The organism is Gloeocapsa sp. PCC 7428 (assembly GCF_000317555.1).
Lineage (GTDB): Bacteria > Cyanobacteriota > Cyanobacteriia > Cyanobacteriales > Chroococcidiopsidaceae > Chroogloeocystis.
Genome location: NC_019745.1, coordinates 1,385,919 through 1,399,341, shown reverse-complemented (window position 1 = coordinate 1,399,341; position 13,423 = coordinate 1,385,919). Strand labels below are relative to the sequence as shown.

At 44.4% G+C, this 13,423-nt stretch carries 12 protein-coding genes; 4 read left to right on the top strand and 8 right to left on the bottom strand.

Annotated features, from left to right (window positions below):
• The first annotated feature begins 6 nt into the window (after positions 1-6).
• Positions 7-480, top strand: coding sequence for a GNAT family N-acetyltransferase (locus GLO7428_RS06240; RefSeq protein WP_015187721.1), 474 nt, complete (start codon positions 7-9; stop codon positions 478-480).
• 141 nt (positions 481-621) lie between these two features.
• On the opposite strand, the gene GLO7428_RS06235 is transcribed toward GLO7428_RS06240, so the two are convergent.
• From GLO7428_RS06235 to surE, 8 genes are all read right to left on the bottom strand, one after another.
• Entirely contained in the window at positions 622-1,368 is a 747-nt protein-coding gene (locus tag GLO7428_RS06235) for an aspartate/glutamate racemase family protein (protein ID WP_015187720.1), read from the bottom strand.
• 93 nt (positions 1,369-1,461) lie between these two features.
• Positions 1,462-4,257, bottom strand: coding sequence for a preprotein translocase subunit SecA (secA, locus tag GLO7428_RS06230; protein WP_015187719.1), 2,796 nt, complete (start codon positions 4,255-4,257; stop codon positions 1,462-1,464).
• A gap of 266 nt (positions 4,258-4,523) precedes the next feature.
• Positions 4,524-4,904, bottom strand: a complete 381-nt coding sequence (locus GLO7428_RS06225; protein ID WP_015187718.1) for a hypothetical protein — start codon at positions 4,902-4,904, stop codon at positions 4,524-4,526.
• A 55-nt stretch (positions 4,905-4,959) separates the two neighbouring features.
• Positions 4,960-5,502, bottom strand: coding sequence for a diheme cytochrome C (locus GLO7428_RS06220; protein WP_041918530.1), 543 nt, complete (start codon positions 5,500-5,502; stop codon positions 4,960-4,962).
• Positions 5,503-5,688: 186 nt separating this feature from the next.
• Positions 5,689-6,423, bottom strand: coding sequence for a class I SAM-dependent methyltransferase (locus GLO7428_RS06215; RefSeq protein ID WP_015187716.1), 735 nt, complete (start codon positions 6,421-6,423; stop codon positions 5,689-5,691).
• Between the two features lie 8 nt (positions 6,424-6,431).
• Complete coding sequence (locus tag GLO7428_RS06210; protein WP_015187715.1) at positions 6,432-7,337, bottom strand: MoxR family ATPase; 906 nt, start codon at positions 7,335-7,337, stop codon at positions 6,432-6,434.
• 66 nt (positions 7,338-7,403) lie between these two features.
• A complete protein-coding gene (locus GLO7428_RS06205; protein WP_015187714.1) occupies positions 7,404-8,414 on the bottom strand; it encodes a bifunctional riboflavin kinase/FAD synthetase in 1,011 nt (336 codons plus the stop codon).
• A gap of 86 nt (positions 8,415-8,500) precedes the next feature.
• Positions 8,501-9,334 (bottom strand): 5'/3'-nucleotidase SurE, encoded by an 834-nt coding sequence (surE, locus tag GLO7428_RS06200; RefSeq protein WP_015187713.1) that lies wholly within the window; start codon positions 9,332-9,334, stop codon positions 8,501-8,503.
• Between the two features lie 172 nt (positions 9,335-9,506).
• Between surE and pheS the strand changes: the two genes are divergently transcribed.
• From pheS to GLO7428_RS06185, 3 genes are all read left to right on the top strand, one after another.
• Complete coding sequence (gene pheS / locus GLO7428_RS06195; protein WP_015187712.1) at positions 9,507-10,508, top strand: phenylalanine--tRNA ligase subunit alpha; 1,002 nt, start codon at positions 9,507-9,509, stop codon at positions 10,506-10,508.
• A 335-nt stretch (positions 10,509-10,843) separates the two neighbouring features.
• Complete coding sequence (locus GLO7428_RS06190; RefSeq protein WP_015187711.1) at positions 10,844-11,329, top strand: phosphate-starvation-inducible PsiE family protein; 486 nt, start codon at positions 10,844-10,846, stop codon at positions 11,327-11,329.
• Between the two features lie 205 nt (positions 11,330-11,534).
• Positions 11,535-13,364: a VWA domain-containing protein gene (locus GLO7428_RS06185; protein ID WP_015187710.1), complete on the top strand. Its 1,830-nt coding sequence runs from the start codon at positions 11,535-11,537 to the stop codon at positions 13,362-13,364.
• Positions 13,365-13,423 lie beyond the last annotated feature (59 nt).

Below are 13,423 nucleotides of genomic sequence, written 5' to 3'. Positions count from 1 at the left end.
GTAGCAATGCGATCGCTTCCCTACACAATTCGCGTAGCAACTCCGCAAGAGGATTCAATCATTGCGGAGCATTTCTGTTTGTTGTGGCACGATATTATTTCTGTTGATGCAGTTAAGTCTGACTGGCGAGAAATCACGCTAGAGTTTATCGAACGCGTACGTCAAGATTTGTCCTACCAAGCTTTTGTCGCCGAAGTTGATTCTAAAGTTGTTGGTTCTGTAGGTTGTCAGTTATTTGCTGGACTTTATCCTAATGTTTTGACCGAGCAGTATCGTAAAAGTGGCTACATTTGGGGTGTCTACGTTGAGCCAGCTTATCGCCGTCAAGGTATTGCCAAAAAACTCACGCTAGAATCACTCAACTACCTCAAATCGCTTGGTTGTACAAGAGCACTTCTTCATGCTTCTCCTCTTGGTCAACCTGTGTACTCTAGCTTAGGCTTTACCCCAAGCAATGAAATGTGCTTTGATTTGCGGTAATGTCATTATTTACATAAACTGCCTGTATAAATGCTGAGCGAATTTATTTGCAGGTAAACAAAAGAAAGTCCACCTTTGTGAACTGAATCGCAAAATTTTGGTTAAGTAGTGTGCGTAGGCACACTTCGTTTGAATAGCCACTTAGTCGTAAGGCATCTCAAAAGCAAAAGCATGAAGCATTCCAGTATACGGCTTCGCGATTGGATAAGCTAGATCGCCCTTCTTACTCGTATTCAAGCCCAGGCTTACCAAAGCTTCAATAAACTTAACCGCGACACTCACGCCATCAATAACCGGAACTTCTAATTCTTGACTTAGTTGCGCTGATAAATCAGCCATCCCGCCACATCCCAAAACGATCGCACCAGCCCCATCTTCTATCAAAGCTTGACGACATTCGGCTAAAATCGTTTTTCGTGCGTTAGAGTTTTCATCCTCAAGTTCAAGTACAGGTAAATCAATCGCGCGAATTTTGCGACAAAAATGCGTCATACCGTAGTTAGCAACCAAATGTTGGGCAATCACCCGCGTACGACTCAACGTCGTCACAATCGAAAACCCAGTCGCGATCAAACTCGCAGCGTGCATCGCGGCTTCTGCAATTCCTAAAACAGGACCTTTTGCTAATTCCCGCGCAGCGAGTAATCCAGGATCGCCAAAGCACGCAATTACATAACCATCAACACCTGCGGCTTCTCCTTTTTTAATTTCTTCAAGAATGCCAATAACACTCAGCGCTTCATCGTAGTGTCCTTCAATCGAAACTGGACCCATATCTGGATGACACGCAATAATTTCAGTTCCAGGACTTGCCACCGCGATCGCCGCCTCTGCAATCTTTTGCGTCATGCTAGCAGTGGTGTTAGGATTGATGACTTTGATCTTCATTGCCCTAGCATACCTTAATCACTAAAACCACACATAGACAAAAGAAGACCGCCGAAGCGGTCTAAGTGAAGCTACATCATTACGGGCATTACTTTAAACCATCCCTGATGGCGCTTGCACTGCTGGTTGAACTTGCGGCTGGAATTGGAATAGCGAGTATACCACATTACGACGAATATTAGTCATCATATCCAAGAACAACTCGTATCCCTCGCTCTTGTACTCAATTAGCGGGTCTTTTTGTCCGTAACCGCGCAATCCTACCGATTCACGCAACGCATCCATTTGTTGTAAGTGTTCGCGCCATAGTGTATCAATTTGCTGCAAGATAAAGAATCGCTCAGCTTGGCGCATCAATCCTGGCTGAATTTGATCGACTTGCGCTTCTTTGACGTCATACGCGATTCGCACTTGCTCGTGCAGGAAGGTTTTAATTTCGCTGATTGAGAGATCTTCCATCTGATTCGGTTCTAAATCAGCAAGGAGATAGACAAATTCTTTAACCTTGCTCACCAAATTTGGCAGATCCCACTCTTCTGATGGTAAATCGGGATTGATGTAGTAATCCACGATTTCATCCATCGTTTTTTCGGCGTACTTAATCACCAATTCTTTTAAGTCTAGACCTTCGAGGACGCGGCGACGTTCGGCATAAATTGCCCGACGCTGGTTATTCATTACCTCGTCGTACTCAAACACCTGCTTACGGATGTCGTAATAGTAGGTTTCGACTTTCTTTTGTGCGCCTTCTAAACTGCGAGTCAGCATCTTAGACTCAATCGGCATATCTTCTTCGACTTGGAACGCCGTCATCAATCCCGCAACGCGATCGCCGCCAAAAATCCGCAACAAGTTGTCTTGCAAACTCAAGAAAAAGCGCGTTGAGCCAGGGTCGCCTTGTCTTCCGGCACGTCCGCGTAATTGGTTATCAATGCGCCGTGATTCGTGACGTTCAGTGCCAATGACGTGCAAACCACCTAGTTGGACAACTTCATCGTGTTCGCGCGAAGTAAATTTTTCGTATTCGCGTAGCAAGGCGTTATAAACATCCCGCAGCTTTTGAATCACAGGATCGTTTGTCGGTGCTTTTTCTGCGGCAACTGCAACTTTATCTTCTGCTTCGAGTTCGGGTAAACTGCGTTCGCCGTATTCGCGTACAGCAAATTCTACAGCCGCTTTAAGTTGTTGTTCTAACTCGCGCGATAGCTGCGTGGGGAAAATTTGCGGTGAAGCTTTCCACGTTTTTACTTTTTTGCCAGGAACAAAACCTTGACCGCTACTGCTACTCGCTGCGGGTAATCCTGATGCTTTTTCTATCGCAAAAACGTCTTCATCTTCCGGTTGGACAATGCGGGGCATAAAGTATTCGCGCAGTTTGAGTCGCGCCATATAATCCGCATTACCACCAAGAATAATATCGGTTCCGCGACCTGCCATGTTTGTGGCGATTGTCACCGCGCCTTTACGTCCGGCTTGGGCGATAATTTCTGACTCGCGTTCAACGTTTTCAGGACGGGCGTTAAGGAGGTTGTGCGGTACGTTACGTTGACTGAGTAAAGCACTGAGATATTCAGATTTCTCGACACTCGTGGTTCCCACTAAGACAGGGCGACCAAGTTCGTGCATTTCCGCACAGTCTTCGGCGATCGCCCGCCATTTTCCTTCCTCCGTCTTATAAACCATGTCAGACAAGTCTTGACGTTTGGTCGGACGGTTTGTAGGAACAATTGTGACTTCTAGCTTGTAAATTCGCTCAAATTCTGCTTCTTCGGTTTTAGCTGTTCCGGTCATCCCTGCGAGTTTGGGGTACAGCAAAAACAAGTTTTGATACGTAATCGTTGCTAGAGTTTGCGTTTCTGGCTGAATTTCAACTCTTTCTTTTGCTTCGATTGCTTGGTGTAGTCCGTCACTCCACCGCCTTCCTGGAAGAACGCGTCCTGTGAACTCATCCACAATTATGACTTCATCATTACGGACGATATATTTAACGTCTTTGGTGAAAAGTTCTTTTGCTTTGAGTGCGTTAAAGATGTAGTGCGCCCAAGGATCGTTAGGATCGTACAAATCCTTAACTTGCAGCATTTCTTCTGCTGCCGCGAAACCTTCATCCGTTAAAATGACGTTATGCGCTTTCTCGTCAACTTCGTAATGTTCCTCTTTCTGTAACGCAGCGGCAATTTGCGCGGCTTGTAAATACTTTTCTGTAGGTCGTTCGACTTGTCCAGAGATAATCAGCGGTGTGCGCGCTTCGTCAATCAAAATCGAATCAACTTCGTCGATCACGCAGTAATTAAAAGGACGCTGTACAACTTCCTGAATCGAGGAAGCCATGTTATCGCGTAAGTAGTCAAAGCCTACCTCGCTATTCGTAACATAAGTGATGTCACAATCATAGTTTTTCTTACGCTCGGATGGTCCCATGCCCTGCTGAATTAGTCCTACACTCAGCCCTAAAAAGCGATGGATTTGCCCCATCCATTCCGCGTCGCGGCGTGCTAGGTAGTCGTTGACCGTAACGATATGTACTCCCTTACCAGAAAGCGCGTTGAGATAAGCAGGAAGCGTTGATACCAGCGTTTTACCTTCACCGGTTTTCATTTCGGCGATTTGTCCATGATGCAGGATCGCCCCACCGAGAAGTTGAACATCAAAGTGGCGCATTCCTAATACGCGTCTTCCAGCTTCTCGCACAACCGCGAATGCTTCTGGAAGCAGATCGTCCAAGGTTTCGCCTTTATCCAACCGCTGCTTAAACTCCGCTGTTTTGCTACTAAGTTGCTGATCGGAAAGCGCTTGAATATCTTCCTCAAGAAGATTGACGTCTGTAACGTAAGGCTGGAATTTTTTGAGCTTACGAGCGTTAGGATCGCCCAGCAAGTTTTTCAGCATGGTAGGGTTCGGGAAACTTTAGAAATTATTCTTATTTTTGAGCTTAAATATTGAGTTTAGTTTGCTGCAAGCACTTGATTTCTGATTGAATGAGCGCAATTGCACACCTTCTATCAAAATTGAATACACGTCTACAAGTGAAGCATTCCTAGAAACTCAAACATAATTGCAGTCGCTCTTGGCTAGACGCTCCAAGTTTAGACTATATCCATCGTATCACCTTGCTTAAAGCTAGGGCGGCGATCGAGGTGTGGATCGCCCTGCAACTAGAATCGGATTCCTACTTGACCATTCACTCCTCTAACTGAGTTATAGCCTACACCAACAACGAGGTTACTTGCTGTATTCACCTGTAAACCACCCGATAATGCAATACCCTGATCCTCAGAATATAGCCCAATTCCAACGTAAGGAGATATCACCGGCAAACTCAAAAATTTAAGGACATCCACGCCAGAAGCGCCATCTGGTCCTCTTCCTAATTCCACACCGAAATCGAATGCTCTTGCTCCTACTGAAAAAGTGACGTCCCCTTCTCTACCACCAACCGAAACCCACGGTTGGGGGATAATTTGTGCATTGACTGGATAGGGTGCAGCTAATACTACCAAAGCTGAAGCTGCTAAAATTTCTTTAATTCGTTTCACGTTTTAACACTCCTCATAGCCATTTTCGATTTTGGGGGCAACTCCACACGACAGTTTACTGCGTCGCTTCCCACTCAGGTGATAGACGGCGAAAGTTGTATTCTGTTGCACTAGGATGACAACTCACACAGCTACCTACATTCACAGGGCGGGGTAGTTTCACATTAGGATGTAACGCTTTGAGGTAACGCGATTCTCCCAGGCGATAGGGTATGGTTTCTTCTTTAAGTAAAGGGCGTGAGAAATTGCGCAGATAGTTCCATATCAGCAAGCGTGGTGGATCGACGAGTTGAGGAAGCGTAACGCCGTAGTGTTGTGGATCTTGTAATAATCTTTGCCAAGTTTGCGTTGGCATTACTGCGGGTGGTAAGGCAATATGACAAGTCGCACAGTTTTCTAAGTAAAGCTCTTGTCCTAATTGATAGCGCGATGGCACAATATCGACAGTGCCAATTTCTTCTGTCGCCGCTTGTTTAGGAGAAGGTTGGGCATTGGTAGCAAGTGCTAGCCCCCAACCCATCGTCATACTCCACAGCAAAATGACTAGCAAAAGAATGAAATGCGATCGCTTCTGAGTTTTAGCGCGTGGTTGCATCATATCTTTCGATCACTTCCTCAACACGTAAATAATAGGGTTCAAAGATCAGAGGTCAGAGATTAGAGTTAAAACTAGGGTTATTGTGACCATTGCCATAGTTAGTAATGGCTAAATGCTCACTGCATTTTGATGACCTATTACCTAACATCAAAAAGTTTAATGCCTTAACTATAATTCTTGAGGAGCTTACTTAATTGCTAGTACAATCATTCGGCGGCTATCGAGTGTCAGTGGCGCACCGTCATTTCCATAGCCTTGTACTTCCTGAAAACCAATTTGTAATAACCAATCGCGTAATTCAGTAAAAGTAAAGTGACGTACAAAGTAATTCATCCGCTGCACTTGTCCATCACGAATTACAGTACGTTCAGTGTATGTTCGATTAGTAAATAAATCAAATCGAGTACGATCAATCAAATAATTATTGTTGCGTTCTGTAACAGAATTAGCCTGAAATTCTTTTAAGATTCGGTACAGGCTTTGCAATTCTATTAACAACTTACCACCTGGTTTGAGTGCGCGGTAAGCCTCGGCTAGCACCCGACGATTGTCTCGATCGTCAAAGTAGCCAAAGGCGGTGAACCAGTTAATAATGCAATCAAAGTATTCTGTCCAAGGAAGCGATCGCATATCGCCTTGAACATATTCAACTTTAACTTTAGCTGCTTGAGCATCTTGACGCGCTTTTTCTAAAAACAACGCTGTAGCATCTAATCCTGTGACACTACAGCCGCGCTGTGCGAGTAGGTTCGCAATCCTTCCGTGTCCACAAGCTAAATCAAGTACCGTCATTTTGGCTTGCAGTTGCAACAAACGCCAAATTAAATTGACTTCACGCTCGTTGCGTTCTGGTGTTAAATGCGGTTCATAGAAGTACAAATAGTCTTCGCTAAATAAAGCAGTAAAATCAAATTCAGACATCACGCAATTTAGGGAATGGGAACTGATCGCAATAGCCTTTCTACAATAGATTTAGCTTTATGTCCGCCAGCCGGAATCAGACGATGACACAAGACGTATGGTGCTAGATACTTGACATCATCAGGAATCGCGTAGTGGCGATCGCACAAAAAAGCGAGTGCTTGTGTTGCTTTGTGTAATGCTACCGTACCACGCGGACTCACGCCTAGCATAATCTCTTCCGACTCGCGCGTCGCACGAACGAGATCGAGAATGTAGCGTTGTAACGATTTGTCTACCTTAACAGCCGCACAACTGCGGCGTAATTCGGTAACTTCTGCAAGTGTAATGCAAGGTTGTAAATCAGCTACGGTAACGCCTTCTTGTAACCGTTGCAGCATCGCTAATTCTTCTGTCTCGCTGGGATAACCCAAACTTAACGACAACATAAAGCGATCCATTTGCGCTTCGGGTAAGGGAAAAGTTCCTTGATATTCAATCGGGTTTTGTGTCGCAATCACAAAAAAAGGACTGGGAACGCGGCGCGAAACGCCATCAACGGTGACTTGTTCCTCTTCCATCACTTCTAATAGCGCCGATTGCGTACGCGGTGTCGCGCGGTTGATTTCGTCTGCTAGCAGGACATTTGTAAATACGGGACCTGGAAGATATTCAAACTCGCCTGTTTTGGGATTCCAAATGTTCGTTCCGGTAATATCTGTTGGTAGCAAGTCGGGAGTACATTGTAAGCGTTGAAATTTACCCGCAACCGAACGCGCTAATGATTTTGCGAGTAACGTTTTGCCTACGCCAGGAACATCTTCTAGCAGTACATGACCTCCAGCAAGTAGGGAAACTAACACTAAGCGGATGGGTTCAGCTTTACCAACAATCGTACGACTCAGGTTTTGCGTCAGAATCTCAATTTTTTTCATGCACTACTGTCGTTTTTTTTAAATAAGCCATGAAGTGTTACAGATTGAGAACACTTGGCAAGTTCATCACTTAGTGTTCCCTTGTAACGCCTCTTTTGCAGCAGTGCAGTCAAGTTGAATTTGTGCTTTTAATTCATCTAATGAAGCGAATTTCTTTTCGGGGCGTAGGAATTTTTCTAGCTGTACAGTTAACGTTTCACCGTATAAATCTCCCGACCAGTCAAATAAATATACCTCTACAGATGGATGCGTACCGCTAACTGTGGGACGAACACCAATATTCATCACGCCTAGATGATTATCTGCGCCTTGAACAAAAACTCGAACAGCGTAGACGCCGTTAGCTGGTAGAAATTTTTCGGGTGGTACGGCGATATTAGCAGTCGGAAAACCAATTGTTCTACCCAACTGCTGTCCTTTTACAACGGTTCCTGTGAGGGTGTAGGGACGTCCTAATAACTCTTGGGCGCGTTGTAAATCGCCGTGTTCGAGGGCTTGACGAATTGCTGAACTACTGATGCGATCGCCTCCTCGCGCATGAATAGGAACAATCGTTACCGGAATATCAAAACTTGCTGCGATCGCTTTTAAATCTTTTGCTGTACCAGTGCGCTGCTTCCCAAAACAAAAGTTTTCACCCACACTGATTTGTTGACAGCACAACTGTTGAATGAGAATTTTTTCCACAAAGTCTTGCGGACTTAAAGAAGCTAAATCCCATGTAAACGGAATTCGTATGAGTTGGTCTACACCTAAAGCTTGAAGTTGCTGAACTTTTTCATCTAAAGGTGTCAGCAGCGATCGCTTTTTCCCTGTAAAGAACTCTTGCGGATGCGGATTAAAAGTAACGACAGTACTATAAATGTGTTCAGGACGATCTGCGCTAGATATTGGCGTTTGCGTGTCCGCAGGAACTGATAAGGGGTAAGACAGTAAGCTTCTAACCTCTTCCTGATTTTTGCTACGATGCAAAATTGGACGAATAACCTCTTGATGCCCTAAGTGAATGCCATCAAAGTTTCCTAGGGCGATCGCGGTTGGTGTCAAAGCATTAGTTAGAGACGAAGTAACCCACACGCTTTACATTTTGACATAAATAGGTCAATGGTAGCAGATTGATGAGGGGTCGGAGGTCAGAGGTCGGAGGTTAGGGAAGTTTTTTGCTAATTTTGTTCTTCAATTGTTGACCCCCAGTCTTGCTTTTGGTCAAATTTCCATTCGGATAAGGGATGCAGCGCGTCGAGATACGTCAAGTTGTAATGTAAAGGCGTGATGGTGATGAAGTTGTGACGAATTGCTTCAACATCCGTTGGAATATCTTGAGGTAAATTTAAGCCCTGTTCAGCAGGCGCGAGATCTTCAAGCAACTCTCCGGCTAACCAGTAATAAGTTTTACCGCGAGGATCGACACGCTTTTCAAAAACATCAACGTAGCGACGAATTCCCTGACGCGTGATTTTTACTCCTGCAATTTCTGCTAACTCGACCGCCGGAATATTAATGTTGAGTAACATAACCTCAGGTAAAGGGTGGCTTTTCAATTGTTTGAGTAAGTGAATTGCAAACGTCGCAGCAGGTTGAAACTCTTTAGAAGTAAAACTTGTGAGTGATAATGCCACACTAGGAATACCCTCAATGATCCCCTCCATAGCCGCTGAGACAGTACCAGAATAAAGAATATCAGTTCCTAAATTTGCTCCCTGATTGATACCAGAAAGCACGAAATCTGGTGGACTATCGAGCAATGCCCACAATGCAAGTTTAACGCAATCAGCAGGCGTTCCCGAACAAGCCCAAGCTTTGATACTAGGGTGAAATACCGACTCGACGAGTTCTGCACGAATCGGTTGATGTAATGTTAATCCATGTCCCGTTGCCGATCGCTCGCGATCTGGACAAACAACCGCGACTTCGTGTCCGGCTGCTGCTAAAGTATCGGCTAGAGTCCGAATTCCTAGCGCGTAAATACCATCGTCGTTACAAATAAGTAGTTTCATAGAGGTCAGAGGTCAGAGGTCAGTGGTCAGTGGTCAGTGGTCAGTAAAAACGAACAACTAATTTTTCCCTCACCCCTCGCTCCTCGCCCCTACTCCCTTTTAAACTGATACGATACACTTATATTGATTTGAACAGCTGGCTTTCAGAGAATTACTGTTGAATACGACAAGCATGAGCAATCAGCCTAGCACTTTAAAGGCTCAACTGGAAACTTTACGACAAGAAGGCATAAGCGCGATCGCTGCTGCTGATTCTTTGGATCGTTTAGAGGAACTTCGAGTAGTTTACCTCGGTAAGAAGGGTCAGTTATCAGGATTGTTGCGCAGCATGGGGCAATTGAGTGCTGAAGAACGTCCGCAAATTGGGGCGATCGCTAATACTGTTAAAGAAGCCCTACAAGCAGAAATCGAAAACCAGCGTCACAAGTTACAAGCGGCGGCGATTCAAGCACAATTAGAAGCAGAAACAATTGATGTGACAATGCCTGGTGTTTATCGCCCACTAGGTCGCGTTCATCCGCTTCACAGTACAATGGATCGCGTGCTGGATATCTTTGTTGGTCTAGGCTACACTGTAGCTCAAGGACCAGAAATGGAGACTGACTACTATAACTTTGAAGCACTCAATTTCCAACCGGATCACCCTGCACGTGATATGCAGGATACTTTATTTCTTCCTGATGGAAATCTATTGCGGACGCATACTTCCAACGTGCAAATTCACTACATGGAAGACAACGATCCGCCAGTACGCGTTGCAATTCCAGGACGTTGCTATCGTCGCGATACTGTAGATGCTACTCACGCCGCAGTATTTCACCAAATCGAAATTTTGGCAGTCGATGAAGGTTTGACTTTTACTGACCTCAAAGGTACAGTTAAAATATTTTTGCAAGAATTATTCGGCGATTCACCGATTCGCTTCCGCGCCAGTTATTTTCCCTTCACTGAACCATCAGCTGAAGTTGACGTGCAATGGAAAGGTCGTTGGCTGGAAGTGATGGGCTGTGGTATGGTTGACCCGAACGTACTGAAAGCGGTAGGATACGACCCTGAAGTTTACACTGGCTTCGCTGCGGGAATGGGTGTAGAAAGATTGGCGATGGTGTTGCACGAAATTGATGATATTCGGCGTTTCTACAATAGCGACTTGCGATTTTTACAACAGTTTTAGAATAGTCGTATTTGTTTGAGCAGAGTTGCTAATTGCTAACAGTGATAAATATAGGACTTACGCAAAAACTCTCTGAAACTTCTACTCCTTCGTGTCCTTTGTGTCCTACCCTGGGGGAAGGCTACGCCTATGTGGTTCTTTTTTCATGCTTTAGCAGTTAGCAATTAGCTCATGAGTTCTTACATTTACACAATATAGCAGTCTCGTTGGGGTAGTTAGGACATTGAAGGTACGAATAACTATTGCCCTAACTCATTTTCACCCCTGACCTCTACTATATTTACAAGCAGGGTAGCTATTCTTAATGATAGCTAAACCAGCCAGGAGGTAACTGCATGCTGAAGATTTCAGAAAACAACACGCAATCTTTTTATAATTGGTTTGACCGAGATCGCATAGTTCATAGTCTAGAACTTGTGCAAAATCTGATTGTGGTTTTATTATGTATTAGCTTATTTTGTATTATGCTAATTCGGCTGAGTGGCATATTTCTCGCACTTCTACAGCCATTAAAGTTTCAGAGTATCACTTCAGATATTTTATTCATTTTAATCTTAGTTGAGTTATTTCGTTTACTGATTATCTACTTACAAGAACAGCGTATTTCTGTCGGTGTCGCAGTAGAAGTTTCAATAGTCTCTGTGTTAAGAGAAGTCATTCTTCGAGAAGTTTTAGAAATTCCTTGGCAACAGATTTTGGCAGTGTGTGCTTTTTTGTTGGTTTTAGCGGCACTTTTGTTAACTCGTGCTTGGATGGCACGCATCTTCAATACAATTTCAACTGAGACGAATAAAACGTTTGAGGAACGCAACTCAATTTAAACGTTTTTGCAAGATTGTTGGAAAACATAATTTGCTGGGTTCAATAAATTGGAATCCAACGCTAGCCGGATCAAGCAAACGCTGACTCGGCGATATTTGCTATTTCCAAATGAATTAAAGCGATTGTATTATTTATTGCAGTACAAATGTACTTATAAACTGCACTTCATCCACCTTCTTCAATTCGTTGCGTACATCCTGAAGTATGAAAGTAAATTACACTTTAAGCCAGCCGTTGATTGCAGTGAATCAGCCTGCGAATATCGATTTAATTGTAAGTTTTCAGGGGGAAGGCGATCGCAGCCAAGCATCGCGTCGCCCTCTCAATCTCAGCTTGGTGATTGATCGATCCGGTTCGATGGCGGGAGTTCCTCTCAAACACGCAATTCAAGCAGCGCAAAAGCTTGTTGAGTATCTGACACCCGAAGATATTCTTTCGGTCGTTGTTTACGACGATTACCCAGAAACAATATTAATGCCGCAACAAGTTCAAGATAAAGCTGCGATACAGAATCGTTTGGGGAAAATTCGTGTGGGTGGATGTACCAATTTGAGTGGTGGTTGGTTGATGGGATGCGATCGCGTTAGATTGCACCAAACAACGGAAAGAATTAACCGCGTTTTGTTGTTAACTGATGGACAAGCTAACGTTGGCATTACCGATCCGCAAACACTCATTAATAGTGCTAGACAACAAGCCGCCCAAGGAATTATGACAACAACCTTGGGTTTTGGAACTTACTTTAATGAAGATTTGCTGATTGGGATGGCAAATGCAGCCGAAGGAAACTTTTATTTTATTCAATCGCCTGACGATGCTGCGGATGTCTTTCAAATTGAGATGGAAAGTTTAACATCAGTCGTTGCCCAAAATCTTAACGTCACTTTGCAAGCCGATGCGGTGCAAGTTGCGGGCGTTTTAAATAATTATCGCTATCAAGCGTATACCAATCAGTTAGAAGTTTTTTTAGGCGATGTTTATGAAATTGAACCAAAGCAATTAGCGGTAGAACTCGCGATCCCTGCATTTAGCGATCTTGGTGTGAGAAATGTAGCAACGGTTGCGTATAAGTATCATGCGGTTGTTGGTGGTAGTCTTCAAGAATTTAGCGACAAAATCGCGATCGCCTTAACTATTTGTTCTGCTGAACAAGCGAGTAGCATTCAACCGGATGCAGGTGTTATAGAACAAGCAAGTAAACTGCGCATTGCCAAAGTCAAAGAAGAAGCGATCGCCAGTGCGGATCGGGGTGACTACAACAGCGCAGCGCAGAAATTACGCCAAGCGATCGCCGATTTGAAATGTAAAATGTTATGCGAGTCGTTTGCACTCGCCGAGGAATTGGATCAAATCGATCATTACGCGCAACGGTTAGAGACGCGCCGATATGATGCGATGATTCGTAAGGAAATGCGCGATCAATCTTACCAAGCGCAAGCGCGCGATCGCGGCGATTTACAATTACGGGGAATTGCTGCGGGATCTGCTAATAGCTTAGAAGCTGTTTCTAGTGTCGATCGTGGGGTGTTGGTTAAGTGTTTTCGAGAAGGTGGAAAATTGCGCGTACGCGTGATTTCTGACGGCTACAACAGTGACTTTAATGTGCAGTTTCCGCGACACATTCGCGAGGAAGGAGTAACTTATGTCGTCGATGAAATTAAGCTTTCGGCGGATGGAAGTTTTTATCGTGCTTGTGGCACAATTCGCCGCTTAGTAAAACCAGGAGAAGAACGCGCCGCAGTCTCAAGTAACGTGCGCTACAGCCAAAAACGTCAACCAGTTAATGCACCCGCTTCGGTGGCTGATTTGGAAACAACGACAGATGTTGATGGTAAAGTTCTTGTGCAGTGTGTTAAAGAAGGTAGTAAGTTAAGAGCGCGAGTTGTTTCTGATGGTTATAACCCGAATTATAATATCCGCTTTCCTCGGAATATTCGTGAGGAGGGTGTGTTGTATGTTGTTGATGCTGTGGAAGAAGCTAGGAATGGCGGTTCTTATATTGCTTATGGCAAGATTTGTAAGTTGTTGCAGTAGATAGAAAACGAACCTTACTAGGCGCAAAGGAAACGAAGGAAGGAGGTGGAGAGGGACTG